Annotated in this window: 26 protein-coding genes; 17 read left to right on the top strand and 9 right to left on the bottom strand. The window is 72.1% G+C overall.

The annotated features are described in order from the left end of the window. Positions 1-1,029 carry an ATP-binding cassette domain-containing protein gene (locus ACFP1Z_RS28180; RefSeq protein WP_390320481.1) on the top strand — a complete coding sequence of 343 codons (1,029 nt, stop codon included), beginning with the start codon at positions 1-3 and terminating at the stop codon, positions 1,027-1,029. After that, positions 1,026-1,862: an ABC transporter permease gene (locus tag ACFP1Z_RS28175; RefSeq protein ID WP_390320480.1), complete on the top strand. Its 837-nt coding sequence runs from the start codon at positions 1,026-1,028 to the stop codon at positions 1,860-1,862. Before ACFP1Z_RS28180 ends, ACFP1Z_RS28175 begins: the two co-directional genes overlap by 4 nt. A gap of 55 nt (positions 1,863-1,917) precedes the next feature. On the opposite strand, the gene ACFP1Z_RS28170 is transcribed toward ACFP1Z_RS28175, so the two are convergent. Beyond that, positions 1,918-5,973 carry an AfsR/SARP family transcriptional regulator gene (locus tag ACFP1Z_RS28170; RefSeq protein WP_390320479.1) on the bottom strand — a complete coding sequence of 1,352 codons (4,056 nt, stop codon included), beginning with the start codon at positions 5,971-5,973 and terminating at the stop codon, positions 1,918-1,920. A gap of 149 nt (positions 5,974-6,122) precedes the next feature. Here ACFP1Z_RS28170 and ACFP1Z_RS28165 point away from each other — a divergent pair, with 149 nt between their 5' ends. Continuing rightward, positions 6,123-6,926: a site-2 protease family protein gene (locus ACFP1Z_RS28165; RefSeq protein WP_390320478.1), complete on the top strand. Its 804-nt coding sequence runs from the start codon at positions 6,123-6,125 to the stop codon at positions 6,924-6,926. Between the two features lie 81 nt (positions 6,927-7,007). Here the strand turns inward: ACFP1Z_RS28165 and ACFP1Z_RS28160 are convergent, their stop codons facing one another. After that, positions 7,008-7,208: a hypothetical protein gene (locus ACFP1Z_RS28160; protein ID WP_390320477.1), complete on the bottom strand. Its 201-nt coding sequence runs from the start codon at positions 7,206-7,208 to the stop codon at positions 7,008-7,010. 125 nt (positions 7,209-7,333) lie between these two features. Next, positions 7,334-8,062: an NADPH-dependent F420 reductase gene (npdG, locus tag ACFP1Z_RS28155; protein ID WP_390320476.1), complete on the bottom strand. Its 729-nt coding sequence runs from the start codon at positions 8,060-8,062 to the stop codon at positions 7,334-7,336. A gap of 106 nt (positions 8,063-8,168) precedes the next feature. Between npdG and ACFP1Z_RS28150 the strand changes: the two genes are divergently transcribed. The 3 genes from ACFP1Z_RS28150 to ACFP1Z_RS28140 all read left to right on the top strand — a co-directional run bounded on the left by ACFP1Z_RS28150 (position 8,169) and on the right by ACFP1Z_RS28140 (position 11,415). Then, positions 8,169-8,801, top strand: coding sequence for a hypothetical protein (locus tag ACFP1Z_RS28150; RefSeq protein ID WP_390320475.1), 633 nt, complete (start codon positions 8,169-8,171; stop codon positions 8,799-8,801). Between the two features lie 71 nt (positions 8,802-8,872). Next, a complete protein-coding gene (locus tag ACFP1Z_RS28145; RefSeq protein ID WP_390320474.1) occupies positions 8,873-10,204 on the top strand; it encodes an MFS transporter in 1,332 nt (443 codons plus the stop codon). Between the two features lie 761 nt (positions 10,205-10,965). Next, positions 10,966-11,415, top strand: coding sequence for a hypothetical protein (locus ACFP1Z_RS28140; RefSeq protein ID WP_390320473.1), 450 nt, complete (start codon positions 10,966-10,968; stop codon positions 11,413-11,415). Between the two features lie 613 nt (positions 11,416-12,028). Here the strand turns inward: ACFP1Z_RS28140 and ACFP1Z_RS28135 are convergent. Continuing rightward, positions 12,029-12,328: a DUF397 domain-containing protein gene (locus tag ACFP1Z_RS28135; protein WP_390320472.1), complete on the bottom strand. Its 300-nt coding sequence runs from the start codon at positions 12,326-12,328 to the stop codon at positions 12,029-12,031. After that, positions 12,288-13,220, bottom strand: a complete 933-nt coding sequence (locus ACFP1Z_RS28130; protein ID WP_390320471.1) for a helix-turn-helix domain-containing protein — start codon at positions 13,218-13,220, stop codon at positions 12,288-12,290. Before ACFP1Z_RS28130 ends, ACFP1Z_RS28135 begins: the two co-directional genes overlap by 41 nt. A 133-nt stretch (positions 13,221-13,353) precedes the next feature. Here ACFP1Z_RS28130 and ACFP1Z_RS28125 point away from each other — a divergent pair, with 133 nt between their 5' ends. Beyond that, the gene (locus ACFP1Z_RS28125; RefSeq protein WP_390320470.1) at positions 13,354-13,578 is read left to right on the top strand and encodes a hypothetical protein; all 225 of its coding nucleotides are present in this window, start codon (positions 13,354-13,356) and stop codon (positions 13,576-13,578) included. Positions 13,579-13,720: 142 nt separating this feature from the next. Further along, positions 13,721-13,924 (top strand): hypothetical protein, encoded by a 204-nt coding sequence (locus ACFP1Z_RS28120; RefSeq protein ID WP_390320469.1) that lies wholly within the window; start codon positions 13,721-13,723, stop codon positions 13,922-13,924. 73 nt (positions 13,925-13,997) lie between these two features. Here ACFP1Z_RS28120 and ACFP1Z_RS28115 read toward each other — a convergent pair whose 3' ends face one another. Then, on the bottom strand, positions 13,998-14,129 hold the full coding sequence (locus tag ACFP1Z_RS28115; RefSeq protein WP_390320468.1) for a hypothetical protein: 132 nt from the start codon (positions 14,127-14,129) through the stop codon (positions 13,998-14,000). Positions 14,130-14,298: 169 nt separating this feature from the next. Here ACFP1Z_RS28115 and ACFP1Z_RS28110 point away from each other — a divergent pair, with 169 nt between their 5' ends. Next, positions 14,299-14,658: a hypothetical protein gene (locus tag ACFP1Z_RS28110; protein ID WP_390320467.1), complete on the top strand. Its 360-nt coding sequence runs from the start codon at positions 14,299-14,301 to the stop codon at positions 14,656-14,658. A 71-nt stretch (positions 14,659-14,729) separates the two neighbouring features. On the opposite strand, the gene ACFP1Z_RS28105 is transcribed toward ACFP1Z_RS28110, so the two are convergent. Then, complete coding sequence (locus ACFP1Z_RS28105) at positions 14,730-14,972, bottom strand: hypothetical protein (protein ID WP_390320466.1); 243 nt, start codon at positions 14,970-14,972, stop codon at positions 14,730-14,732. 60 nt (positions 14,973-15,032) lie between these two features. Between ACFP1Z_RS28105 and map the strand changes: the two genes are divergently transcribed. Further along, positions 15,033-15,890 (top strand): type I methionyl aminopeptidase, encoded by an 858-nt coding sequence (map, locus tag ACFP1Z_RS28100; protein ID WP_390320465.1) that lies wholly within the window; start codon positions 15,033-15,035, stop codon positions 15,888-15,890. Positions 15,891-16,022: 132 nt separating this feature from the next. Then, positions 16,023-16,688: a biliverdin-producing heme oxygenase gene (locus ACFP1Z_RS28095; protein ID WP_390320464.1), complete on the top strand. Its 666-nt coding sequence runs from the start codon at positions 16,023-16,025 to the stop codon at positions 16,686-16,688. A gap of 91 nt (positions 16,689-16,779) precedes the next feature. Here the strand turns inward: ACFP1Z_RS28095 and ACFP1Z_RS28090 are convergent, their stop codons facing one another. Next, positions 16,780-18,411 carry an HtaA domain-containing protein gene (locus ACFP1Z_RS28090; protein ID WP_390320463.1) on the bottom strand — a complete coding sequence of 544 codons (1,632 nt, stop codon included), beginning with the start codon at positions 18,409-18,411 and terminating at the stop codon, positions 16,780-16,782. Between the two features lie 97 nt (positions 18,412-18,508). Further along, a complete protein-coding gene (locus tag ACFP1Z_RS28085) occupies positions 18,509-19,927 on the bottom strand; it encodes an HtaA domain-containing protein (RefSeq protein WP_390320462.1) in 1,419 nt (472 codons plus the stop codon). Between the two features lie 129 nt (positions 19,928-20,056). On the opposite strand from ACFP1Z_RS28085, the gene ACFP1Z_RS28080 reads away from it, so the two are divergent. The 6 genes from ACFP1Z_RS28080 (at position 20,057) to efeU (ending at position 26,934) form a co-directional block, all read left to right on the top strand. Next, complete coding sequence (locus ACFP1Z_RS28080; RefSeq protein ID WP_390320461.1) at positions 20,057-21,103, top strand: heme/hemin ABC transporter substrate-binding protein; 1,047 nt, start codon at positions 20,057-20,059, stop codon at positions 21,101-21,103. Position 21,104: 1 nt separating this feature from the next. Continuing rightward, positions 21,105-22,364, top strand: coding sequence for a FecCD family ABC transporter permease (locus ACFP1Z_RS28075; RefSeq protein WP_390320460.1), 1,260 nt, complete (start codon positions 21,105-21,107; stop codon positions 22,362-22,364). Between the two features lie 132 nt (positions 22,365-22,496). Next, on the top strand, positions 22,497-23,357 hold the full coding sequence (locus ACFP1Z_RS28070; RefSeq protein WP_390320459.1) for a heme ABC transporter ATP-binding protein: 861 nt from the start codon (positions 22,497-22,499) through the stop codon (positions 23,355-23,357). 168 nt (positions 23,358-23,525) lie between these two features. Further along, positions 23,526-24,656, top strand: coding sequence for an iron uptake system protein EfeO (efeO, locus tag ACFP1Z_RS28065; RefSeq protein ID WP_390320458.1), 1,131 nt, complete (start codon positions 23,526-23,528; stop codon positions 24,654-24,656). Positions 24,657-24,699: 43 nt separating this feature from the next. Beyond that, complete coding sequence (gene efeB / locus ACFP1Z_RS28060; protein ID WP_390320457.1) at positions 24,700-26,010, top strand: iron uptake transporter deferrochelatase/peroxidase subunit; 1,311 nt, start codon at positions 24,700-24,702, stop codon at positions 26,008-26,010. 69 nt (positions 26,011-26,079) lie between these two features. Then, positions 26,080-26,934, top strand: coding sequence for an iron uptake transporter permease EfeU (gene efeU / locus ACFP1Z_RS28055; RefSeq protein WP_390320456.1), 855 nt, complete (start codon positions 26,080-26,082; stop codon positions 26,932-26,934). Positions 26,935-26,938: the final 4 nt, after the last annotated feature.

Genomic DNA, 26,938 nt, shown 5'->3' with positions numbered 1-26,938 from the left:
ATGACGCGAAACGACACCTCGACCCGCGGCGGGAACGCCGTCGAAGTCCGGGGCCTGGTCAAGCAGTTCGGGGGCCCGACAGGCACCCGGGCGCTGGACGGGGTCGACCTGGACGTGCGCGAGGGCACGGTCCTCGGCGTGCTCGGCCCCAACGGCGCCGGCAAGACCACGCTCGTGCGGATCCTGTCCACGCTGATCCGGCCGGACGCGGGCACCGCCCGGGTCGCGGGCTTCGACGTGCTGACCCAGCCCCGGCAGCTGCGCCGGGCCATCGGCCTGACCGGGCAGTACGCCTCGGTCGACGAGAAGCTCTCCGGCTTCGAGAACCTGTACATGATCGGCCGGCTCCTCGACCTCTCCCGCAAGGAGTCCCGCTCCCGGGCCGCCGAGCTGCTGGAGCGGTTCTCCCTGACGGAGGCCGCCAAGCGCCCGTCCGGGCAGTACTCGGGCGGTATGCGGCGCCGGCTCGACCTGGCCGCCTCCATGATCGGCCGCCCGGCCGTGCTCTATCTGGACGAGCCCACCACGGGCCTGGACCCGCGCACCCGCAACGAGGTGTGGGAGGAGGTCCAGCGCATGGTGGGCGCGGGCAGCACGGTCCTGCTCACCACGCAGTACATGGAGGAGGCCGAGCAGCTCGCGCAGGAGCTGACGGTCATCGACCGGGGCCGGGTGATCGCCGGCGGCCGCGTCGCGGAGCTCAAGGCGAAGGTCGGCGGGCGCACCCTCCAGGTCCGCCCCGCGGACCGGGCCGAACTGCCCCGGATGGCGGGCGCGTTGGCGCAGGCGGATCTCGACGGTGTGGCGGGCGCGACGGTCGACGCGGCGGAGGGCGTCGTCAACGTGCCGATCGTCAGTGACGCCCAACTGACCGCCGTGGTGCGGCTGCTGGGCGAGCGCGGCTTCGCGATCGCCGGGATCAGCACCCATCTGCCCAGCCTCGACGAGGTGTTCCTGGCCATCACCGGCCAGAAGACCTCCACCCCGGCCGACGAGAAGAGCGACGAACTGCAGGAGGTCGCCGCATGAGCGCGGCAACGGCAACGGTGACGGAGAGCGCCGCGCCCGTGGCGGCGTCCGGCGAGGGACGGATCGGCCCGCGCGGCCATCTGCGGCACATCGGGGCGCTCGCGCGCCGCAATCTGCTCCAGATCAAGGCGGACCCGGAGTCGATGTTCGACGCCCTGGTGATGCCCGTCATCTTCATCCTGCTGTTCACCTACGTCTTCGGCGGCGTCGTCGCCGGCAAGGGGAACCAGGCCGAGTATGTGAACTACCTGGTGCCCGGCCTGATGGCGATGATGGGCATGAACGTGTCGATGGCCGTGGGCATGGGCATCAACGAGGACTTCAAGAAGGGGGTGATGGACCGCTTCCGCACCCTGCCGATAGCCAGGTCCTCCGTCCTCGTCGCGAAGATCGTCGTGGAGACCGGGCGGACGCTCGTGGCCTGCACGATCCTGCTGGGCATGGGCTTCCTGCTGGGGCTGAGCATCAAGACCTCGGTGCTGGAGCTCCTGGCGGCGGTCGGGCTCGCCCTGCTCTTCGGGGCCTCCCTGATGTGGATATTCATCCTGCTGGGCCTGACCATGCGCAACGCGCAGGCGGTGCAGGGAGTGGCCATGCTCGTGCTGATGCCGCTGCAGTTCGGCAGCTCCATCTTCACGCCGCCGACCTCGATGCCGGGCTGGCTGGAGGCGTTCACGAAGTACAACCCGCTGTCCAACCTGGCCGACGCCGCACGCCACTTGATCAACGGCGGTCCGCTCGGGCACTCCGTGTGGATGACCCTCGCGTGGGCCGTGGGCATCACGGTCGTCACCGCGCCGCTGGCCGTCAAGCGCTTCCGCGACAAGACCTGACGGTCCGTCGGGGAAGCGGGGGCTTGCCGGAACGGCCGTACGGCCGGGGCCCGCGTCAGACGAAGGCGGCCGCCTCGACGGGGGTGAGGCGGCTGCCCTCGGCGCGGGCACGCCCGTACGCCTCGGGGCCGAGGGCCGCCAGCGCCCCCGCCTCGGCGCGTTCGCGGACCTCGCGGACGACGGAGGGCTCGTAGTAGCCCCGGGGCAGGGCCGTGCTCGCGGCGCCCAGCAGCCGGGCCGCGCGCACCGCGTGCTCCGCGCCCCCGGGTGCGCCGTCCGCGAGTGCGGCGCGGGCGAGTTCGGCGTGGGCGAGCGCGCCGTGGGTCAGCTGCGCCGCCGGCAGCTGACCGGCGACGAGCGCCACGAGCGGGTCCCGCGACTTCTCCAGCGCTTCCCGCACCTTCGGCAGGGCGTCCCGCGGCCGGCCCTCCACGATGTCCACCCAGGCCAGCAGCCCGGCCATCATGCCCTGGAACAGGTCGATGTGCCGGTTGCCGAACTCCCGCAGCAGATCCTCGAAGAGCACGCGCGCCTCCCCGGCGCGGCCGCTGCGCACCAGGACGACACCGAGCACGACCCGGGCGAAGAAGTCCCCGTCGCTGCTGGTCTGCTGGGCGCCGGCCACGGCCTCGCGCAGCATGGCCTCGGCCTCCGCGAAACCGATCGCCCCGGACTCCAGGAGGGCGTCGGCGAGCCGGGCGCGCAGCAGCGGCACCTGATTGTTGGCGCCCAGGTCCCGGGCGCTGTCGATCGCGGCCCGGTAGTCCTCGGCGGCGGCCTCGAACTCCCCGCGCCGCTCACGGGACTCGGCCCGGCCGGACAGGGCCTCGGCCACGCCCCAGGCGTCACCGAGCCGGCGGAAGAGCGCCAGGCTCTCGTCGGCGTCGCGGGCGCCCTCCGCCCAGTGATCGCGGTTCTCGTTGCGGAACTTGGCCCGCATCTGCAGGATGTGGGCCAGCTCCCAGTCGTAGCCGAGCTCGCGGCACAGCCGCTCCAGACGGTCCAGGCTCCGGTCGAGCCCGGCGAGGTCACCGACGAGCAGCCTGGCGTAGAACCACATCATGCCCGGCACCCGGCAGTTCTGCGGCAGGCCCGGTTCGTAGGTGTCGATGATGGCCCGCAGCCGGCGCTGTACCGCCTCCTCGCCGAAGACCCTCATGTCGGTCTCGGAGTTGGCGAGAGCGATCAGGTGCACTCCGCGCCGGGCCTCCTGCAACAGCTCCGGTCCCATCGGCGGCGGCGCGGCGGTGCAGCTCACGTACAGCGGCGGGGCGGGCTCGACGGGCTCCGCGAAGGGGTCCGGGCCCAGGGCGGCGGCCGCGCCCCCCAGGGTGCGGCCGTCGGCGCGGTGGTCGCGCAGCTGCCAGAACCAGCCGAGGGAGAGCACCAGGCACAGGGCCTCCTGCTCGTCCTCGGCGGCGACGGCCCGGCGCAGCGCGGTGCGCAGGTTGTCGTGCTCCAGCTCCAGACGGTCCAGCCACTCCGCCTGGCGGGGGCCGCGCAGCAACGGGTCGGCGGTACGGGCGAGTTCACGGTAGTGGACGAGGTGGCGGCGCTCGGCGGCGGTCCGGTCGCCGGCCTCGGTGAGGCGTTCGGCGGCGTACTCGCCGACGGTCTCCAGCAGCCGGTAGCGCATCGCGCCGTCGGCGGCGGGGGCGGCGACCACGAGGGACTTGTCGACGAGCGACCCGAGAAGGACGGCGACATCACGGGACGAAACCTCCCCGTCCTCCCCCTCCTCCCCGTCGTCCGAGCACACCGCTTCGGCGGCGGCGAGGTCGCAGCCGCCGGAGAAGACGGACAGTCTGCGCAGCACGGCGCGTTCGGGCCCGTCGAGCAGGTCCCAGGACCAGTCGACGACCGCGCGCAGCGTCTGCTGGCGGGGCAGGACGGTACGGCTGCCGGAGGTCAGCAGTCTGAAGCGGTCGTCGAGCCGGTCGGCGAGGCCGCGCGGGGTGAGCAACCGCAGCCGGGCGGCGGCCAGTTCGATGGCCAGGGGCAGTCCGTCGAGGCGCCGGCAGATCTCGGCGCACGCCTCCGGATCGTCCTCGGTGCGGAAGCCGGGCCGGGCGGCGGCGCCCCGGTCGGCGAGCAGCCGCAGCGCGACGGGGTCGGGCAGCGGCTCGACGGGCCGCACGGACTCGCCCGGTACGGCGAGGGGTTCGCGGCTCGTGGCGAGCACGGTGACGCCGGGGCAGTGCGCGAGGAGGGTCTCGGCGAGGCGGGCGGCGGCGTCCACGACGTGTTCGCAGTTGTCGAGGACGAGCAGCATGCGGCGGGCCGCGCAGTGCTCGGCGAGCCGTACGAGCGGGTCGAGCGCGGAGGCGTCCCCGGCGGCGGCCCGCAGGCCCTCGGCGGAGGCGGCGCGCACGACGGTCTCGCGGGCGCCGAGCGCGGTGAGCACAGCTTCCGGAACGGTCTCGGGGTCGTCCAGCGGCGCGAGTTCGGCGAACCACACCCCGTCCGGCCACGCCCCGCCCCCGGCGGCGGCCTCGGCGGCCTCCTGCGACAGCCGCGTCTTCCCGGCCCCACCGGGCCCGAGCAACGTCACCAGCCGGTACCGCGCGAGATCCCCCCGGATGAGACCGATGTCGTCCTCCCGCCCGACGAAGGAGGTGAGCCGGGCACGGAGATTTCCGGGCGGGCGGGTCGCCCTGCCGGGCGCGGGTGCGCCGGCGCCGCGGGCGGGAGCTCCGGCGCTGCCGGGGAGCGCGGCGTGTTCGCCGCCGGGCGCGGCGGCACGACCGGTGCCGCCGACGGCGGTCACCGCGTCACCGGACGCGCCGGAGCCAGCCGTGGGCGGCGCCGTGGCCTCGCCGGGCACGGCCGGGGCGGACGCGGCGAAACCCTCGCCGGAGACACCTGCGGGTGCGCCGCCGGGACGCGCACGTTCCCCGTCGGCCGGGGCGGCACGACCGGCGCCACCGGCGGCAGTCACCGCGTCACCCGACGCACCGGAGCCCGCCGTCGGCGACACCCCGGCACCGCCGGGCACGGCCGGGGCGGCGGCGCCGAAGCCCGCGCCGGGGACGCACGCCGGTGCGCCGGCGGCGGAGTCCGGAGTTCCGGCACCGCCAGGTCGCGCGGCACGCTCCCCGCCGGCCGGGGTGGACGCGGCGAAATCCTCGTCGGGCACACCCGCGTGCGCACCGTCGCCGGCGTCGCGAGCTCCGGCGCCGCCGGGACGCGCGGCACGCCCCCCGCCCGCCGGGGCGGACGCGGCGAAACCCTCGTCGGGCACACCCGCGTGCGCACCGCCGCCGGCGTCGCGAGCCCCGGCCCCGCCGGGACGCACGGCACGCCCCCCGCCCGCCGGGGCGGAACCCGGTTCCGGGGCGGCCGGGGCGGCGGCGGACGCCGGGGGGCCGCTTCGCGCGGGCGCGCCCGGTGTTTTCGGGCCCAGCAACTCCGTGTGCAGGAGGCGGAGTTCCGGGCCCGGGTCCGTGCCGAGGCGGTCGGCGAGGAGGGTGCGTATCTCCTCGTACGCGGCGAGGGCCGCCGCCGGGCGGCCCGTCGCGCGCAGGGCGCGCAGGCGCAGGGCCTGGAGGGGTTCGTCCAGCGGGTGGTCGGCGCACAGTTCCGTCAGCTCGGCGAGGCTCTCCGCGGCCCGGCCCAGGGCGAGGGCCGCGTGCAGCCGGACGCGGCGCACGTCCAGCAGCCGCGCCTCGTAGCGGCCCGCGACCCCCTCCCGGTCCGGCAGGTCCGCGAGGGCGGGGCCGCGCCACAGGGCGAGGGCGTCGTCGGCGAGGGCGCCCGCCTTGACGGGGTCGTCGTCGGCGAGGGCGCCCGCCGCCTCGTCCGCGAGCCGGGCGAAGCGGTGCAGGTCGACGTCGTCGGGTTCGGCGCACAGCCGGTAGCCGCCGGCCGCGGAGCCGACCGCCTGGTGGCCGAGGGCCCGCCGCAGCCGGCCGACCAGGGCCTGCAGCGCCCCGGCCGCGTCGGCGGGCGGCTCGTCCTGCCAGACCTCGTCGATGAGCGTCTCGGTGCCGCGGGTCCGCCCCGGGTGCAGGGCGAGCGCGGCCAGGAGCGCGCGCAGCCGGGCGCCGCCGAGGGCCACGGGGTGGCCGTCGGCGGTGTGGGCCTGGGTGGTGCCGAGGATGCCGTAACGCACGGTCCCATTCTCCACCGGCGGGAACCGGCCGGGCCCCGCGCCCGTTGCGAGCGGGAGGACCGGCAACCGGCCGGGCGCGGCCGCCCGGTACGTTGCGTACACCCGGGGGCGTCCCCGGAGCTCACCCACTGCAACAGGAGCACTCTGGTATGTCAGCAGCGACCCGCGGCGAACGGGGCGTGAGCCCTGTCTTCCTCGCCCTCGTCGCCATCATGGCGGTTTCCATATGGGCGGTGTGGACGGACTTCTCGGCGAGCCCCGGTTTCGCCGTGTTCCTGTTCATCGTCTCGGGCTGGCTCGTCTCGCTGTGCCTGCACGAGTACGCGCACGCCCGTACCGCCCTGCACGGCGGGGACATCTCCGTCGGGGCACGGGGCTATCTGACCCTGGATCCCCTCAAGTACACCCACGCGATGCTGAGCATCGTGCTCCCGCTGATCTTCGTGATCATGGGCGGGATCGGTCTGCCGGGTGGCGCGGTCTTCATCGAGCGGCACCGGATCCGCAGCCGCTGGAAGCAGTCCCTGGTCTCGGCGGCGGGCCCGCTGACCAATGCCGTCTTCGCGGTGATCGTCACCGCGCCGTTCTGGCTGGGCGCAATGGACGGGGTGCCGGACACCTTCCGCTACGCGCTCGGTTTCATGGCGCTGCTCCAGGTCACGGCGGCGATCCTGAACTTCCTGCCGGTGCCGGGCCTGGACGGCTACGGGGTGATCGAGCCGTGGCTGTCGTACGGGATCCGCCGCCAGGTGGAGCCGTTCGCTCCGTTCGGTCTGCTCGCGGTCTTCGGCTTCCTGTGGATCCCCGAGGTCAACTCCGCCTTCTTCGACATGATCGACGCGGTGCTGCGCGGTCTGGGCGTCACGGAGTGGGACACCTTCTGGGGCCGGGAACTGTTCCGCTTCTGGCAGGGCACCCCGGACATACCGCCGCTGCACACGGTCGGCTTCTGACGGACCGCTCCGCGCTGGCGGCGGGTCCCACCGGCGGTGCCGGGCCGGCCCCGGCCCGGGCTCCTCGACGGCGGCAGCGGTCTACTGGGCTGCCTCGCCGGCGAGGCGCGCCGCCTTGTCGTTCTTCGTCTTGCGGATGTAGTACCAGGCGATGTTGGAGGAGACGCCGATGAGCAGGATCCACACGCCGCCGACGAGCCAGCTGCCCCGCACGAAGGAGATCACGGCCGCGGCGGCCGCCAGGGCGCAGACGGTGAAGGCGTAGAGGGCGAGGCGGGGCATGGGGGTCGGCTCCTGTCCGGGGTTCGCGGGGAGGGACGTTCCCGCTCATTGTCCCCCACTCCCTCCCCGCGGCCGGAAGCGGGCGGCCCGGTCGGCCCGCTTCCGGCGGAGGGATCACACGCCGGTCACACGTCGGTGAGGCGCAGGCCCGCGTGCGCCTTGTACCGGCGGTTCGCGGAGATGAGGTTGGCCACCAGCGACTCGACCTGGTGGGCGCCCCGCAGCCGGCCCGCGTAGACGCCGCGCATGCCGGGGATGCGGGCGGCGAGGGCCTGCACCAGGTCGGTGTCGGCGCGCTTGTCGCCCAGCACCATCACATCGGTGTCGATCTCGGCGACCTCCGGGTCGGAGAGCAGCACGGCGGACAGGTGGTGGAAGGCGGCGGTGACGCGGGACTCCGGCAGCAGGGCGGCGGCCTGCTGGGCGGCGCTGCCCTCCTCGGGCTTGAGGGCGTAGGCGCCCTGCTTGTCGAAGCCGAGCGGGTTGACGCAGTCGACGACGAGCTTGCCGGTGAGGGGCTCGCGCAGCGCCTGGAGGGTTCTGGCGTGCCCGTCCCACGGCACGGCGACGATCACGATGTCGCTGCGGCGGGCGCACTCGGCGTTCTCGGCGCCCTCGATGCCCAGGCCCAGTTCGGCGGCGGCCGTCTGGGCCCGCTCGGCGGCGCGGGAGCCGATGATCACCTTCTGGCCGGCCTTGGCGAGCCGGTAGGCCAGGCCGCGGCCCTGGTCGCCGGTGCCGCCGAGGACACCGACCACCAGGCCGGAAACGTCCGGAAGTTCCCAAGGGTCCTTCGCGGCGGGCTTCTTCGCCCCGTCCGGGGCCTGGCTCTTGCTGTCGTCCGCAGTAGTCATGACAGCGATACTGTCACGCCGGATGTTCCGGTGACCGCTCCCGTAAGGGTGAGATGCCCCGCAACTCCCCTTGCCGGTCGGCAGGGTTGCGCCAGGATGCGGGGGCATGGACGCCGTACGGGTCGCGCTGCTGCGCGAAGTGCTCGCCGGGACCGACTGGTTGCACGACACCCGGTGCTTCGCGGGCGCGCTGCGCGGCTCCGTCGCACGGCACCGGGGCGGGCTGCTGCTGGTGGGCAGCGAGGAGTACGAGCCCTGGCACCTGGCCGCGCACCTGGACGACGAGGCCGCCTGGTCCGATCTGCCCGAGCTGTCCCCGACGCTCGTGCGGCACCGGGTGCCGCCGGGCGCCGCCGCGCATCTGTCGGTGGGCCTCGGCCGGCTGGAGGCGGTGCGGCGCGGCGAGACCCTCCTGGTGGTCGCGGCGGAGGAGCCCGGCGCGGGCCTGCTGGAGCGGGTGTCCGACGCGCGGCGCGGCGGGGCGACCGTCCTCGCCCTGGACGGCGCCCCCGACGGCGCGGGCGCCGAACTGCGCGCCCTCGCCCACGAGGCGCTGCCCGGCCTCGCCGGCCCCGAGGACCCGGCGGCCGCCGTCCTCGACCTCGACACCGTCCAGCATCTGGTGAGCGCCGCCGCCGGCGAGAACCGCCTGCCCGCGCCGGGCGGCCGCCGGCGTTTCCGCGACCGGCTGGCCCGGCTCGCGGACCAGCTGACCGCGCCGCCCCCGCCGCGCTGGTAGTCCCCGGCCCGCGCGCACCCCCGGCGAAAATCGTTTGCCCATGCGATCGCCGCGCCGGAACATGGCCTCTCGTGACCGAGCACGACCCCCCTTCCTCAGCCCCCGCATCAGGCAGACCCTCCGGCCTGCGCGCCCTCCTCCCCGACCTCGCGCCCTGGAAGTCCTCCCGCGACTTCCGCCGCATGTGGATCGCGGGCCTGGTGACCGTCTTCGGCACCTTCCTGACCTTCATCGCGGTACCGCTGCAGCTCAAGGAGCTCACCGGCTCCGCGCTCGCCGTCGGCGCGATCGGCGCGGTCGAGCTCGTACCGCTGATCGTCTTCGGTCTGTACGGCGGCGCCCTCGCCGACGCAGTGGACCGCCGCAAGCTGATCCTGTGGACCGAGGCGGGCCTCGGCGTCCTGTCCGTCCTGCTGCTGCTCAACACCGTGCTGCCGCAGCCGATGGTGTGGCCGCTGTACGTCGTCGCCGGTCTCGTCAGCGCCCTGTCCGGGCTGCAGCGCCCGGCCCTGCAGGCGATCGTCCCGCGCGTCGTCGCCCACGAGCAGCTGCCCGCCGCCGTCGCCCTGAACTCGCTGCGCTGGCAGATCGGCGCCATCGCGGGCCCCTCGCTGGCCGGCGCGGTCATCGCGTACGCGGGCGTGCAGTGCGCGTACCTCCTGGACATCGCCAGCTACGTGGTCTCCGCGGCCCTGCTGTTCGGCCTCTCCCCGCAGCCGCCGTCCCACGACGCCGACAAGCCGTCGCTGCGCGGCATAGCCGAAGGCGCGCGCTACGCGTGGAGCCGCAAGGAACTGCTCGGCACGTACGCCGTCGACATGGTCGCGATGCTCTTCGCCTTCCCCAACGCGATCTTCCCGTTCCTCGCGGACGATCTGGACGCGCCCTGGGCGCTGGGCCTCATGTACGCGGCGGGCGCGGCCGGTTCCCTGGCCGTGACCCTCACCAGCGGCTGGGTCTCCCGCATCCACCGGCACGGCCGCATGGTCGTCGCCGCCGCGCTGGGCTGGGGCGCGGCGATGGCCGTGGCGGGCTGGATGCACAACGTCTGGCTGGTGCTGCTGTGCCTGGCGGTGGCCGGCGGCTGCGACACCGTCAGCGGCCTGTTCCGCTCCGCGATCTGGGACCAGACCATCCCGGACCAGCTCCGGGGCCGCCTCGCCGGAATCGAGATGCTCTCCTACTCGGTGGGCCCGCAGCTGGGCCAGGTACGGGCGGGCGGCATGGCGTCCCTGACCAACGTCCGCGCGTCGGTGTGGGCGGGCGGGCTGGCGTGCGTGGCCTCGGTGGGGCTACTGGCCGCGTCACTGCCGCAGTTGATGTCCTACGACGCGCGCACGAATCCGCACGCGGTACGGATGCGAAGGCTTCGCGGGACTTCGGGGGTGGTGGAGGCGGCGTAGGGGTGCGGGATGCTGCGGGCTTTCCCCTGTCCCGCCCCTACCACGATCCGCACCGCGTGCGTGGACGACTACGTCACCACCGGGTTCCCCGCGTCCCGCGGGAAGTACGCAGTTCACCCGCGTCACCGGGATACCCGGCTACGACGCGCAGCCCGAGATCGACCCCATCGTGGCGGAACAGACCACGAGCGCCGACGACGTTGCGGCATAGAACCGTCCCGAGCACGCTCCCGCACGCGGCACGCAACTGCGCCTGCAACAGGCGATATTGACCCTGGGGGCTGTCTTGGCCCCGGCTGCATAGACGCTCGCCCGGCGAGGGTCAGCTCCAGGTGATCAATCGGTCATCCGAGGCCGCTCCGTGCTCCACGCAGGCGTAGAGCGTATTCGTGGGACTGCAGATGCGACCGGTATCAGTAACCGCACGCCGAGTCGCGAAACGAGTATCCGCACCAGAGCGAAACGTCGCGGGCAGGGAGCGGGCCTCCCGACTACTCGTCCGCACCGCCATAAACGACGCAAATTTGGCCAACAAAACAAGCCGCCGCTGGCTTGAATTTCTCCGTTTGGCGCGACGAACCGCGGGAAGTCGGAAGCCGGCTCGACCAGATTCAGCCTCGCACACCCGAAGACAATACACATATGAGCCATTCGACATCCAGAGAACCGGAAACCAGATTGTCTCATTCCACCCTAATTGACGCCGCCGCAATTCCGATTTCATTCCGAGCGCAAGCAACGTCTTCCACAAAGGAGTGACAATGCGCATCGCACAGAAAATCCTCACGGGAATCGCGGCAGTCTCCTTGTCCTGCGCCACCCTCTTCGGGTTGTCAGCAGTTCCGGCGCAGGCCGTCAGCACCTCTCCGATAAGCGGTGTCGCGACACCCTCAGCATCGATCAGCGGCAACGAGTACTCGGTACGCACAACCTTTTTCAACAGGAATGGGGAAGACGTACCTTTGCGCGAAGGAAATCTGGACTTCGGCTACAGGCACATCCAAGACAAGCACCCCGAGAACGATTACTCCCTCTACGGATGGATACACGAAACGCTTGAGGGCGGCACATATAAGGATGACAAATACGATCACACCAAGGTCATCGTCAGAGGCCTCCTGGTGACCGGCCAGACGTTCAGAGTGGTCTACTCTGAACGCGAGGCACCCGATGGGCGGCCGGTTGGCATCGTTACAGCTTATGTCGAATGACAAGCACAAAGGGGAACAGTGGAGCACACGGAACGCTACGAGGCAGAGCAGGACCAGTGGCTCTTGCGGTTCCAACAGGACTTGGAACCGCGTCTGCGGAACGACCTCGCTTCGGAGGAGAGTTGCGGCATCGCACAGGAAATAACCCTAGATAGGCGGAATGAGGGGGTTTGGATATCCGCTTCTTTCTCCATGGATACTCATCCTGGAATCACCTTCGTTTGGGGCCGGAGGGTCATGCCGGACCTGAGTGACACGTGGGACCCTGAATTCGCTGCCATGCTCTTTTGCACTCATCTCGTCGAGTGGTTCCACACAGAAGCTAAGCGAAGCACCCCCGGCGTGGACGGCTTTATTCGAAGTTGACCGCCTGCCCGTATGGCCCCCCACCCGGCCCGTACCACTACGGAAGGGCCTCCGGGCGCCCCGAGCCACCCCGGATCGCTGCCTGCGGTTTCAAGTCCGCCTGTCCCGCTTCAGCGGGCCGCCGTCCGCCAAGTGGCCCCGGTGTCAGCGGCCGCGGCCATGACGGCAATAGATCCGGAGGGCATCCCCGGACGGGGTCTGGGAGAGCCAGCTGGGGAGGTGTAGAACAGGGGAACAAAATACCAAATCACACTACGGACTTGGCGCACCGGACAGGCGCGACGAACGACGCCCAGGCCGCCGTCGGCGCGGCGAGCGGGGCCCGGTCCGGGTGCTTGCCGTCCCGGACCGGAACGAAGCCGGAGGGGGCGAGTGCGGGGGCCCATTCGAGGCATTGGCCCCCGTTCCCTTCGCTGTAGCTGGACTTCTCCCATACGATCGATGAGGACCGGACGAATGCCGTCCATGCTGGGGCGGAGACGGCGAGCGCCGGGCCGCCCGGGCGCTTACTGTCCCGGACGGGAACGACGCCAGTAGGCGCGAACATGGGGGCCCACTCGACGCAAGTTCCGCCGTTGCCCTGGCTGTAGCTGGACTTCACCCATATTGCGTGGGTGAGGTCGAGATGGTTGCTCATGTCTACATGCCTCCATAACGTGCCGGATCAGAGAAAGGGAGTTGTCGAGGGACAGGGCGTTGGCGCGCATCCGGTCGTATGCCGCGCATGCTTCGGCGACGGCTTCTGCCGAGTCATTCAACTGCCCTCGCGCATACGTCTCCTCATACAGGACTTCGGTTCGGTTCTTGCGTGTGAGCAAGATAAACGGCGTTGCACGAGGCACAGATCCGCTGAACGGGAACACCTGGACAGTGATGCGCGGGTGCTCAGCTACCGCCGCCAAGTGCTGGAGCTGTCCCCGCATAACGTCAAGGCCACCCATGCTGGACCACAGCGCGGCCTCATGCAGAAGGGCCCACAACGACGGTGGGCTCGGGCTGTCGAACACCTCCCACCGTCGCATTCGTTCCTCTACGCGCTGCTCAATCCGGTGGGCAGGGTCGTTCGGACGAGCCGCCCGGTAGACGGCTTCGGCGTACCCAGAGGTCTGCAGGATGCCCGGGACCAGGATCGGCGAGTAGTCACGAATTACCACCGCCTCACGTTCCGCCTGTAGGTACGGGATCAGCCATGTCGGGTTGCTGGCATCTGCCGCCTTCCGCCGCATCCGCGCATAAACCCCCGGCGTCCCGAACACCCTGTCGCACTGTTCCGCGAACACCTCGCTGGCCAGCTGGTGCCCGGTCTCCACTTTGCTGACGTACGGCTGCTGGAAGTGCAGCTCCACGGCCAGATCCGCCTGGGACAACCCCCGCGACTCGCGGGCGATCTTGACCTCCCTGCCGAACTCGGCCGCCGGCGGAACCGATCCCTCGATCATGCGTTCAACTCCCTGATTCCACATGGGACTTGGCATGCAAAATAGCCTGTTCAGGCACGCCGCACCCCAGGAATCTGAACCCCACAGTTGATGCCCGCCCACAGGGCACGGGACACTCGGAGGTTCGAACAACATGACGGTGGACGGCGCCAGTTGCGCCAGCTGCGACAAGCTCAAGAGGGCCCGTGACAAGGCACTTTCCGGAGCGCGTCACGAGACGGCCGGGCGGCTGTCCGAAGCCCTGGAGCGGCACCGGCGCTCCGCACACCCGCCGCAGCACTTCATCCGAAAGGAGACATTGAGCGAACGCGTCGCGGCCGCCAACGCGCTGAGCCGGAAGGCGGCGGACCGGTGGTAAGCGCCACCGCCCCCGCGTCCCCGGCGTGCCGGGAATGCCTGCGCCTCATCGTGCTGCGGGCCACCGCGCGGCGCCTGGATCCCCCGAGCAAAGTGGCCCGGATCGAGGCCGAGTTGGAGCGTCACCAGCGGGAGGCACACCGGTGACCGCACCACGCCTGCGTCCGATCGTGACCGTCCCGCACACGTCCGGCCCGAGCGTCATCGCCCCCGGGGACACGGACTGCCGCGCATGCGTCCGCCTCACCGCCGCCAGGTACGCGAGCACCGCCCGGGGCGACTGGGCGACGGTGGCCCGGCAGCGCGAGGAGATGTACGCGCACTGGGCGGCCGTACACGGCACATGAACCAGGGAACCCCCGGCGGCTGCGCCGGGGGTTCCCGTGTCGTGTCGCGACGGAACAGCGGAGTCCCTGCCGACTAATGCAGCACGTACAGGAACGGCACGAAGAAGAACGCCGCCGTGATCAGATACGCGAGCCCCCACCGGTAGCCTTCACCCCGGTCCCGGCTGATCCACTGACCGCTCTGCTCGTCGTAGTAGGGCCCCATGCGAGCAGCGTACTGAACCGGCCCCCGGCCCGTCCGCCCCTTGTCGCAGACACAGCTCTCGACGCAACGTTGTTCGCGGCACGCCCCGGGCCTCGATAGCCTGGACGACTCCTCCAGGATGCGCGACACCCAGCGCGTCACGGACCACCACACGGTCAGGAGCTCCCGCATGAGTGTGCACCCCTTGACACCCGGTGACGGGCCGACCGTCGAGCGCCCCAAGAGAACGCTCGCCGCCCTGAAGGAAGCGCTCGCACAGGTGGCGCCCTCACAGCTGCCCGTCATGGAAGCGGAGCGGGACGAAGTCTTCACGCTGGCAGCCGAGACGCAGTCCGTGGGGCCGGTCAACGGCTTCCTCTTCCGCTGGGCCACCGTGGTCGAGATCGAGCGGCACCCGGAAGTCGCCCGCCGTCTCCACCGAGCCGAGCAGGCGGTACGCATGGCGGGCGACGAAGAGACCATGCGCGCCGCGATCCAGGAGGTGGCGGAGATCCAGGCCGCGGCGCGACGGGCGGTCGAGGGTGGCTGACGGCTGGAGTCGGGAGTACTGACAGCCGGACACCGAACCTTGCTGAGGTCATGCCGGGCGGACGGGCGCCCCTAGCGGCCCGTACCGCCTTCCGTGTCCGCACCCCCGGGCTCGTCACGCCACCGCGGATCCTCGTCCCACTCCTCGTTGCGCTCGTGTGCCGTCTCCATCGCGTGGGCGGCTTCCTCCCGCGTCCCGTACGGGCCGAGGCGGTCGGCGGCGCGGCACTGGGGGCCCTCCTCGACCGTGCGGTGCTGGAGGCAGTAGTACCACTCGCCGGGCTTGCCGGCCGGGCGGCGTTTGAACAGTGCCATGGGGGCTCCTCACTCTCTCGCCCTCATCGTCCCCGATCCCCGCTGGCTACACTCGCTGGCATGTCTGGCCAGTCGCTTCTCACTCCGGGGACGCTCTCCCCCGCCCGTCCCGTCCCCGCCTCGATCCCGCGTCCCGAGTACGTGGGCAAGGACGCCCCGACCCCGTACGACGGACCGGAGGTGCAGGACGCCGAAACGATCGAGCGGATGCGGATCGCGGGCCGTATCGCCGCGCGGGCGATGGCGGAGGCCGCGAAGCACATCGCGCCGGGGGTGACGACGGACGAGCTGGACCGCGTGGCGCACGCGTACATGTGCGACCACGGGGCGTATCCGTCGACGCTGGGCTACCGGGGTTTCCCGAAGTCGCTGTGCGCGTCCGTGAACGAGGTGATCTGCCACGGCATCCCGGACTCGACGGTGCTGCGCGACGGCGACATCGTGAACCTGGACGTGACCGCGTACATCGGCGGGGTGCACGGCGACAACAACGCCACCTACCTGGTGGGCGAGGTGGACGAGGAGTCCCGGCTGCTGGTGGAGCGCACGCGCGAGGCGCTGAACCGGGCGATCAAGGCGGTCAAGCCGGGGCGCCGGATCAATGTGATCGGCCGCGTCATCGAGTCGTACGCGAAACGCTTCGGCTACGGCGTGGTGCGTGACTTCACGGGCCACGGCATCAACTCGTCCTTCCACTCCGGCCTGATCGTCCCGCACTACGACAGCCCACACCACGACACCCTGATCCAGCCGGGGATGACCTTCACGATCGAGCCGATGCTGACGCTGGGCACGTACGAGTACGACATGTGGGACGACGGCTGGACGGTCGTGACGAAGGACCGCAAGCGGACGGCGCAGTTCGAGCACACCCTGGTGGTGACGGACACGGGTGCGGAGATCCTCACCCTGCCGTAAGGTTTTTACCGACAGCTTGTCGGGAAGCAATTGACTTAGGTAAGCCTAAGTAGGGAGAATCGGGGTGGTCGCACGCCTTCGCGCGCGGCCGCCCCGTTCTCATACCGTCACTCGGTTCCCCGGAGGTCCGCCTTGGACGCGTCCGCCACCCCCACCCCGTTCTCCACGCTGATCCGTACGGCCTCGCACGAACAGCACACGGAGGCCGAGACCTCCTCGTTCATGAGCGACCTGCTCGGCGGGCGGCTCGGTGTCGACGCCTACCGGCGCTACACCGAGCAACTGTGGTTCGTCTACCGGGCGCTGGAGTCCGCGTCGGAGGCGCTCGCGCAGGACCCGGTCGCGGGCCCGTTCGTCCTGCCCGAACTGGCGCGCACCGCCGAGCTGGAGCGCGATCTGGCCCACCTGGGCGGCCCGGACTGGGCGGCGGGCCTGGCCCCGCTGCCGGCGACGGCGGCGTATGTGGCCCGCGTCGAGGAGTGCGTCCGCTCCTGGCCGGCCGGCTATGTCGCCCACCACTACACGCGCTACCTCGGCGACCTCTCCGGCGGCCAGATCATCCGGGGCACCGCCGAGAAGACCTGGGGCTTCGCCCGCAAGGGGGACGGCGTGCGCTTCTACGTCTTCGAGGGCATCGGCAACCCGGCCGCGTTCAAGCGCGCCTACCGCGGGCTGCTGGACGCCCTGCCCGTGGACGACCTGGAGAAGCAGCGCGTGGTGGACGAGTGCAAGCGCGCGTTCGCGCTGAACACGGCCGTCTTCCGGGAGCTGGGGCGGGAGTTCCCGCTGAGCGCGTAGCTCCTGCCGCCTGTTTTAGGACGAACACCCGCGGGCCCGCCACCTTCCGGTGGCGGGCCCGCTTCGTCCCGTGGGGGGAGATCAGGGGTGATCAGGCGGCCATGCGGCCCGTGCGGCGGCGTGCGACGTACGTGGCCGCGCCGCCCGCGAGCAGCAGGGCGCCCGCGCCGCCGAGCAGCGCGCCGGTCGGGGTGCTCGCACCCGTGTTGGCGAGGGTGCCGGTCCCGCTGCCGGTGCCGCCGGTCACGCTGCCGGAGCCGCCGGTCGTGCCGCCCGTGGCGCCGGTGCCCGTGGTGCCGCCCGAAGTGGCGCCGTTCGCCGGGAGCTTGGCGTTCTTGTCGACGGCGACGGCGAGGGTCACGGGGTCGAGGGCGGTGCCCGCCGGGTACATCGGCTTGTTGTTGTACGTGAATGCCTTCTCGCCCTGTGCCGTGAGTGCGGCCTGGACGCCGGAGAGGGTCACGACCCCGTCCTTGGCCTTGAGCGCATCGGCGGGGAGCTTGAGGTCGGCGAGCGGCAGGTCCTTGCTGACACCGCTCTTGGTGGTGACGTCGGCGGAGAGCGTGCCGGTGGTACCGGCTGCCTTGACCTTGAAGTTGCTGAAGGTCAGGTCGAGTTCGCCGCCGTGGCCGGTGAAGCGGAGTGCCCCGGCGAACGTGGCGTTGACGGTGGCCTTGGCCGCGTCGTAGTCGCCGCCGGCCTTGGTGAAGCGGTAGCCGTCGCCGGACTTCACCGCACCGGCGGAGAGTTCGGCCTTGCCGCCCGCGATGGGGCCGGTGATGTACTTGCGGAAGGTCTCCTTGACACCCCAGTCGAGGTTGCCGTCGAGGATCTGGCCGGAGGCCGCGGCCTTGTCGCCGCCCGGCTGCGGCTTGGGGTCCTGGCCCTTGCCGGCGTCCTTGCCGGCGTCCGTCTGCGTACCCTTGCCGGCGTCGGTCTGCGTGCTCTTGTCCGCGCCCTTGTCCTCGCTCTTGCCGGTGTCCGTCTGCGTGCCCGCGTCCTTCCCCTTGCCGGTGTCGGTCTGCGTGCCCTGGTCCTGGGAGCCGGATCCGGAGGACGCGGGGGCCGCCTTCACCGACAGGGTGGCGGTGTCGAGTTCGGTGCCCTCCTGGTACATCGGCCTGCCCTTGTAGGCGAACGCCTGCGCGCCGGCGGCCGTCAGCTTGACCGGGATCTTCGCGAAGGTCATCGCGCCGTCGGCCCCCCTGCCGGGCTTGACGGCCGACAGGTCGAGCGAGGCGATGGCCACGTCGTCCTGGGACTTGCCACCGGTGGTGACGTCGGCGGTGATGCTGCCGTGCTTGCCGTCGTCGGCCTTGAGCTTCAGGTCGGAGAACTTCAGGTCGAGTTCACCGCCGTGGCCGGTGAAGCGCACGCTGCCCTTGAAGGTGGTGCTGACGGCGTGCGTCGCGACGTCGTAGGTGCCGGTGCCCTCGCCGAAGGTGAACGCGCCGTTGCCGCCGGCCTGCCGGGCCCCGTCGGCGGTCTCGATCTTCCCACCGGCTATAGGGCTGGCGACGTACTTGCGGAAGGACTCCTTCACCCCCCACTCCAGGGTGCCGTCCTTCAGCTCGAACTTCGGGGCGCTCTGCCCCATGCCCTTCGGCTCGGCGGCGCCGGCCGCGGGCGCGGTCAGCGCGGTGGCGCCGAGGGCCGTCGCCGTGGCGAGGACGGCGAGGGCGGCGCGCCGGGCCGTGCGGGGGCGGCGTGCGGTGGTGGTCATCGTCGGGTCTCTCCTTGGGAGTTGGGGGGCCGCGCCGGCCGTGCGTGGTGAGGGGAGGCAGCGGCCGGCGCGGGGTCTGGGGAGGGGGTGTACGGGGTCAGTCCTGCGGGCCGGGGGACGTGCTCGCGGCGGACCGCCGGCGGCGGACGACGGCGTACGCACCGGCGGCCACGGCGAGGACGCACGCCGCGGTCGCGGTCACCGGCACCACGGGGCTGCCGGAGGAGTCCGAGGAGCCGGGGGCGGCGGAAGCGGCCTGTGTGGCGGGGGCGGCGGACGGGGTGGGGGTCGGCTGCGGTGCGCTGCCCAGGTCGGGCAGCGGCGGGAGCTTGGCCTTGCTGTCGAGGGGGACGGCGAGGGAGACGGGGTCCATGTCCGCGCCCTCCTGGTAGACGCCGCCGAACGCCTTGGCGCCCTGCGCGGTGAGTCTGGCCGGGGCCTCACTGACAGCGGCGAGTCCGTCCTTCTCGGCGAGGTTCGCGGCGTCGAAGGTGACGAGGGGGACGGCCTGTTCGGTGCCGCCGCCCTGGGTGACGTCCGCCGAGAGGACCCCCTTGCCGTCCTTCACGGCGACCTTGACCTGGCCGAGGGCGAGGTCGAGGTGGTTGCCGGTGAAGCGCAGGGTGCCGGTGAAGGCGGCGTCGAGGGTCTTGGCGTCCGCGTCGTAGCGGCCCTTGCCGTCGGGGAAGCGGAAGAGGGCGCCGCCGTCCTGGGCGCCGTCGGCCAGTTTCCAGGAGCCCTGGGCGATGGGACCGGTGACGTACTCGCGGAAGGTGCGGCGTACGCCCCAGTCGACGGCGGCTCCCGTGAACTCGCCCTTTTCCGGTGACGATTCGCCTACGTTTTTCTCCTCCGGACGTGAGGGAATCGTCTTCGGTTCCGCCGCGAGCACGTCGGCGGACAGGGCCACGGGGTCCAGCGGGGTCCCGGCGGTGTAGTAGCCGGCGAAGGCCTGGGCGCCCTGCGCGGTGAGGGTCGCGGGGATGTCGGCGAGGGTCACGGCCGTACCGCCGCCGCGCAGGTTCACGCCGCTCAGGTTCAGGGAGGCGAGGGGGACTTGGCTCGTGGCGGTGACCTGGCCGCTGCCCTTGGCCTTGCTGCGCATGTCGGCGTAGAGGGTGCCGCTGCCGCCGGAGATCTTCACCGTGGGGCGGCTGATGGTCAGGTCGAGCTCGTTCGAGCCGTCCGCCTTCCGGTGGCCGGTGAAGTGGACGCCGCCGGAGAAGGCCGCTTCGAAGGCGCCGCTGCCGGGGTCGTAGGAGCCCTTGGCGGAGTGGAAGCGGAACTGGCTGCCGCCGGTGGTGGCGGCGCCGCCCTGGAGTTCCCAACTGCCCTGTGCCACGGGCCCGGTGACGTAGCTCTGGAAGGAGGACTTGATGCCCCAGTCCAGGCGGCCCCCGGAGACGTCGCGGGCCTCGTCGGCGTGCGCGGTGCCCGTGTACAGCAGTGCCGACACCAGGGCCGCCGGCAGCGCCGCGAGCGCGGCGAGGGGGACGCGGAGGGGTCTGGACGGCATCGAGGGCCCCTTTCGGGCGGCACGCGGGCAGGGTTCGGCACCCGCCACAGGCTGGCGGTTTAGGTAAGGCTAACCTAAGGTAATCCGGAGCGGATCGGAAACCCCCGGCCGGAGCGAAAGGCAGGAACCGTGCATCAACGGCAGTCGGCGGCCACCCCGTCACGTACCCCACGCCGCGTCGGCGCAATCGCCGCCCTGCTCGCCGTGGTCGCCGTACTGTCCGGCTGCGGCGGCTCCAACGGCGCCTCGGGCAAGGGTAGTCCGACCAGTGGGAGCCCGGCCGCGCAGGCCGTCGCCGACCGCGTCGAACCGCTCGCGCGGACCCCGGAGCCGCGGCTTCCGGCGACCGTGAAGTCCGCCGACGGCCACGAGACCACCGTGACCAGCGCCGACCGTGTCGTCCCGCTCACCGGCGCGCTCTCCGAGATCGTCTACTCCCTCGGCCTCGGGGACCACGTCGTCGCCCGCGACATCACGGCCACCTTCGAGCAGGCGAAGAAACTGCCGGTCGTCACGCGCGCCCACGACGTGTCGGCGGAGAGCGTGCTCGCGCTCCGGCCCACGCTCGTCCTGGCCGAGACCACGACCGGCCCCGCCGAGGCCATCGAGCAGATCCGCTCCGCCGGCGTCCCGCTCGTCGTGCTCGACCCGGCCAAGAAACTCGACGACGTCGGCCCCCGCATCGACAAGGTCGCGGCCGCGCTGGGCGTACGCGACGCGGGCGACGAACTGCGCAAGCGCACCGAGGACCGGCTGGACGCCGCGCGGAAGGACATCCCCCCGGGTGCCGCCAAGCCGCGCGTCGCCTTCCTCTACCTGCGCGGCCCGGCCTCGGTGTATCTGCTCGGCGGCGCGGGCTCGGGCGCGGACTCCCTCATCGAGGCGGCGGGCGGCGTGGACGCGGGCAAGGAGTCCGGGCTGAAGAAGGACTTCACCCCCATCACCAGTGAGGCCCTCGCGAAGGCCGCGCCCGAGGTGATCCTCGTGATGAGCAAGGGACTCGACTCCGTCGGCGGCGTCGACGGCCTGCTGAAGATCCCCGGCGTGAGCGAGACCCCGGCCGGCCTGGACCGCCGCGTCGCCACCGTCGACGACGGCGTCCTGCTGAACTTCGGGCCGCGCACGGATGCGGTGCTGCGCTCGCTGATCACGCAGATCCACGCGAAGGGGAAGTGACGTGACCGCTCAGGCCCCGCTCCCGGCCCGGGAGCAACGGGTGCTCCCGGGCCGGGAGAAGACGAACCACGAGCCGGGCGAGGCCGCGACGGAGGCCGAGGCCGCAGCGGACGGCGCCGGCTCCCCCGCCGAGGCGGCCAACTCCCCCGCCGCCGAAGGCCGTCCGGCCGGGCCGGTCGCCGGGCCGGCGGCCGGTTCCGACTCCCCCGCCCCCACGGCCGGTTCCGCCGCGCGGCGCCGTACCGCGCCCCTCCTCGCGGCCGGTATGGCCGGCGCCCTGCTCCTGCTGTGTCTGCTGTCCGCGGGGCTCGGCGCGTACGACATCCCCCTGGGTGATGTTCTGGGCTCGCTGCTGCACCGGGCCGGGCTCGGTGGTGCCGCGCTCGACCGTGTCGGCGAGAGCGTGCTGTGGAACGTGCGGCTGCCGCGCGTGGTGCTCGCGCTGCTCGTCGGGGCCTCGCTGGGGTGCGCGGGCGCGCTGATGCAGGGCGTGTTCGGCAATCCGCTCGCCGAGCCCGGCGTCATCGGGATCTCCTCCGGCGCGGCGGTCGGCGCGGTCGCCTCGATCGCGCTGGGCGCGAGCTTCCTCGGCAACTGGACCGTCACCGCCTGCGCGTTCGCGGGCGGCCTGCTGACCGTACTGCTGGTGTACGTGCTGGCCCGTTCGGGCGGCCGTACGGAGGTGGTCACCCTCATCCTCACCGGCATCGCCGTGAACGCCTTCGGCGGCGCCCTCATCGGGCTGTGCGTGTTCTTCGCCGACAACGCGCAGATCACCCAGATCACCTTCTGGCAGCTCGGCTCGCTCGCGCAGGCGACCTGGCCGAAGGTGCTGGCCGTGGCGCCGTGCGCGCTCGCCGGGCTCGCGGTCGCCCCGCTGTACGCGCGCCGGCTGGACCTGCTCGCGCTCGGCGAGCGGCCGGCGCGCCATCTGGGCGTGGACGTCGAGCGGTTGCGGCTCGTCCTGGTCCTGGTGGTGGCGCTGCTGACGGCGGCCGCCGTGGCGGTGGCCGGGATCATCACGTTCGTGGGGCTGCTGGTGCCGCACCTGCTGCGCATGGCGGCGGGCCCGGGCCACCGCTTCCTCGTCCCGGGCAGCGCGCTGGGCGGCGCGCTCGTCCTGGTCGCGGGCGATCTCGCGGCCCGCACCGTGGCCCAGCCGGCGGAGCTGCCGCTGGGCGTACTGACCGCACTGTTCGGCAGCCCGTTCTTCTTCTGGCTGCTGCGCAGGACACGCCGCAAGCAAGGGGGTTGGGCATGACAGATTCCGCTGAGCACGTGCCCTGCCGGGGGTCCGGGGGTTGTCCCCCGGGCAAGCACAGCTGGCTGCTGCGCAGGACCCGCCGCAAGCAAGGGGGTTGGGCATGACCCGCCGCAAGCACGGAGGTCGGGCGTGACGACGCGCGTTCTCAAGTCCCTGTTCTCCTCCCGTACGCACCGCGTGCCCGCCCCCCGCCCCGCCGGAACCGTGCTCGCCGAGGCTCGCGCCCTGCGCGTACGCGTCGGTGGGCGGGACGTCCTCGACGGTGTCGATCTGGCCGTCGCGGCCGGTGAGGTGCTCGCCCTCGTCGGCCCCAACGGCGCCGGGAAGTCCACCCTGCTCGCCGCGCTCGCGTGCGACCTGCCCGCCGGGTCCGGCGAGGTACGGATCGACGGCGCGCCCGCCGGCGGCTGGACGGCGGGGGAACTCGCGCTGCGCCGGGCCGTGTTGCCGCAGTCGGCCGAGCTGTCGTTCCCGTTCCCGGTCGAGGACGTCGTCCGGATGGGCCGCGCGCCCTGGGCGGGTACGGCCGCGGAGGACGAGGACGGGGAGGCGGTGCGCGCCGCGATGGCCGCCGCCGAGGTGACCGGCTTCGCGGGCCGGGCCTTCGGCGCGCTCTCCGGCGGTGAACGGGCCCGCGTGGCGCTCGCCCGCGTCCTCGCGCAGCGCACCCCGCTGCTGCTGCTCGACGAGCCGACGGCGGCGCTCGACCTGCGCCACCAGGAACTGGTGCTGCGGATCTGCCGGGAGCGGGCGGCCGCCGGGGACGCCGTGGTGGTCGTGCTGCACGACCTGGGGCTGGCCGGCGCGTACGCGGACCGGGTCGCGGTCCTGCACGAGGGCCGTATCGCCGCCGACGGCCCCCCGGCCGAAATATTCGCTCCGGAGTTGCTCGGCCGTGTCTATATGCAGCCGGTCGATGTCATCGCGCATCCGCACTCGGGAGCGCCTCTGGTGGTCCCGAGGCGGGAGGGACGAGATTTTGCCCGGTGAGAGCAGAATCACCTGCCCCGGGGGAATCGAGCCAGGTAAGCCTCAGGTAAGTTAGGCCAGCCTAAATCGGACAGGCTGTTTTCGGCCACGCCTGCGCCGCGGCCGAGCCGCGCCCAGCCGTGCCGACGCCCGTACCGGTGCCCGCCCTCTCGTAAGCCTGGAGCTCCCATGCGCGTTCTCCGCTCCTCCGCCATCGCCGCCGTCGCCGCGGCCACGGCGCTCGCCGCCCTGACCGGCTGCGCCAAGAAGTCGGACGACAAGGACTCGAACGCCGTCGACGTCACCGCGACCGACGACAAGTGCCAGGTGTCGAAGACCTCGTTCGCGGCCGGCCACGTGAAGATCAACGTGCGGAACCAGGGCGCCAAGGTCACCGAGGTCTACGTCTACGCGCCCGGCGACCGCATCGTCACCGAGCGGGAGAACATAGGCCCCGGCACCCGGGCCGAGATCACCGCGACCATCAAGGCGGGCGAGTACGAGATCGCCTGCAAGCCCGGTATGAAGGGCGACGGCATCCGGCAGAAGATCACCGTCACCGGCGACGGCGCGCAGGCCAAGAGCGACCCGGAGCTGGACAAGGCGGTCGCCGAGTACCGCAAGTACGTCCAGGAACAGGCCGACGAAACCCTCCCCGTGGCGCGGAAGTTCGCCGACGCCGTCAAGAACGGCGACGTGGACGGCGCCCGCAAGCTCTACGCGCCCTCCCGCGTCGGCTGGGAGCGCACCGAGCCGGTCGCCGAGTCCTTCGGCGACATCGACCCCAAGGTCGACGTCCGTGAGGACGGCCTGGAGAAGGGCCAGGAGTGGACCGGCTGGCACCGGCTGGAGAAGTCCCTGTGGGAGACCAAGCAGATCTCCGACGAGGACAAGAAGCTCGCCGACCGGCTGATGGCCGATCTGGAGGACTGGAGCAAGCGCGTCGGCACCGCCGAGATCACCCCGACCTCCATGGCCAACGGCGCCAAGGAACTCCTCGACGAGGTCTACCGGAACAAGATCACCGGTGAGGAGGAGCGCTACAGCCACACCGACCTGGCGGACTTCGAGGGCAACGTCGACGGCGCCCTCAAGGCGTACGAGCTCCTCAAGCCCGTCGCCGGCAAGCACGACCCGGCCCTGGTCAAGGAGTTGGACCAGCAGTTCGCCGCCGTGAAGCAGGCCCTGGACGCCTACCGCGAGGGCGACGGCTTCAAGTCCTACGACACCGTCGGCCAGGACGACCGCAAGAAGCTCTCCGACGTCGTCAACGCGCTCTCCGAGCCGCTGTCCAAGCTGGCCGCCGCCGTCGCGAAGTGACGTACGGCGCAAGGAACTTCGCGGAACACACGGGCACCCTTTCATGAGCGACGCACAGCAGAACAACGCACAGCAGAACACCGGCACGTCCGCCGCGCGGCACGAGGAGCGGGACGGCGGGGTCTCCCGCCGCTCCCTCCTGGGCCGGTTCGGCGCGGGCCTGGCCGTGGGCGCGGCCGTCGCCGGCGGCGGCACCGCGGCCGTACTGAGACTCGGCGACGGCACGGAGCCGGCCGCCGCGGCCGGGGAGGCCGTGCCCTTCCACGGCGCCCACCAGGCCGGTATCGCCACCCCCGTCCAGGACCGGCTGCACTTCGCCGCGTTCGACGTCACCACCACCGACCGGGACGCGCTGATCGCGCTGCTCAAGGAGTGGACGGCGGCGGCCCGGGCGATGACGGCCGGCCGCGAGGTCGGCGGCGGCGCCACCGTCGACAACGAGGAACTGCCGCCGGACGACACCGGCGAGGCCCTGGGCCTCAAGCCGTCCCGGCTCACCCTGACCTTCGGCGTCGGCCCCGGCCTGTTCACCAAGGACGGCAAGGACCGCTTCGGGATCGCCGGCCGCCGCCCGCAGGCCCTGATCGACCTGCCCGCCTTCCCCGGCGACAACCTCGACCCGGCGCGCAGCGGCGGCGATCTGTGCGTGCAGGCGTGCGCCGACGACCCGCAGGTCGCCGTGCACGCGATCCGCAATCTGGCGCGCATCGCCATGGGCCGCGCCGTGATGCGCTGGTCGCAGCTGGGCTTCGGCAAGACGTCCTCGACGACGCCGGACGCGCAGACCCCGCGCAACATGATGGGCTTCAAGGACGGCACCCGGAACATCGGCGGCGACGAGACGGGCCGGCTGGAGAAGCACGTGTGGGTCGGCGAGCAGGAGGGCCCCGCGTGGCTGGCGGGCGGCTCGTACCTGGTGGCCCGCCGGATCCGGATGCACGTCGAGACCTGGGACCGGGCCTCGCTGAAGGACCAGGAGGACACCTTCGGCCGCACCAAGGCCGAGGGCGCCCCGCAGGGCCTCTCCCGCGAGCACGACGAGCCGAACCTGAAGCTGATGAAGCCCGACGCGCACGTCCGGCTCGCGCACCCCGACAGCAACAACGGGGTGACGATCCTGCGCCGCGGCTACTCCTTCACCGACGGCACCGACCGGCTCGGCCGCCTGGACGCGGGCCTGTTCTTCATCGCCTACCAGCGTGACGTGCGCGACGGCTTCGTGCCGCTGCAGAAGAAGCTCGCGGCCAAGGACGCCCTCAACGAGTACATCCAGCACGTCGGTTCGGCCGTCTTCGCCGTCCCGCCGGGCGTCCGCGACCACGACGACTGGTGGGGCCGGGCGCTCTTCTCCTGAGCGGCCCGCCCCTTCGAAAACTCCCCGACTCCCCGCACGCCCCCTCAATTCGACGGAAGGGGAAGCCGCATGTTCGGCAACTACCTGATCGGCCTGCGCGAGGGCCTGGAGGCCGGCCTGGTCGTCTGCATCCTCGTCGCCTACCTCGTCAAGACCGGCCGCCGCGACGCGCTGCGCCCGGTCTGGCTGGGCATCACCACCGCCGTGCTGCTGAGCATGGGCTTCGGCGCCCTGCTGCAGTACGGCTCGCACTCGATGACCTTCGAGGCGCAGGAGATGCTCGGCGGCTCGCTGTCGATCGTCGCCGTCGGCCTCGTGACGTGGATGGTCTTCTGGATGCGGCGCACCGCGCGGCACCTGAAGAAGGAACTGCACGGCAAGCTCGACGCCGCGCTCGCGATGGGCACCACCGCCCTGGTCGTCACCGCATTCCTGGCCGTCGGCCGGGAGGGCCTGGAGACCGCGCTGTTCATCTGGACGGCCGTGCAGGCCACCGACGACGGCGTACGGCCGCTGATCGGCGCCGTCCTCGGACTGCTGACGGCCGTGGTGCTGGGCTGGCTGTTCTACCGGGGCGCCCTGCGGATCAACCTGGCGAAGTTCTTCACGTGGACCGGCGGCATGCTCATCGTCGTCGCGGCGGGCGTGCTCGCCTACGGCTTCCACGACCTCCAGGAGGCCGACGTCCTGCCGGGCCTCGGCAGCAGGGCCTTCGACATCAGCGAGCAGATCCCCGTCGACAGCTGGTACGGCACCCTGCTCAAGGGCGTGTTCAACTTCCAGCCGGACCCCACCTGGCTGCAGGTCGCGATGTGGACGCTGTATCTGGTGCCGACCCTCGCGGTCTTCTTCGCCCCGGGTAGGGTGGCGCCGACCCCGGCGGCCGGCAAGGAGCCGTCGCAGGAGCCGGCCAAGGAGTCGTAGGCAC

Origin of the sequence: Streptomyces gamaensis, from assembly GCF_042656465.1 — a bacterium.
GTDB lineage: Bacteria > Actinomycetota > Actinomycetes > Streptomycetales > Streptomycetaceae > Streptomyces > Streptomyces gamaensis.
Note: the sequence above shows the minus strand (reverse complement) of the source record. Positions and strands in the feature narration are given on the sequence as shown.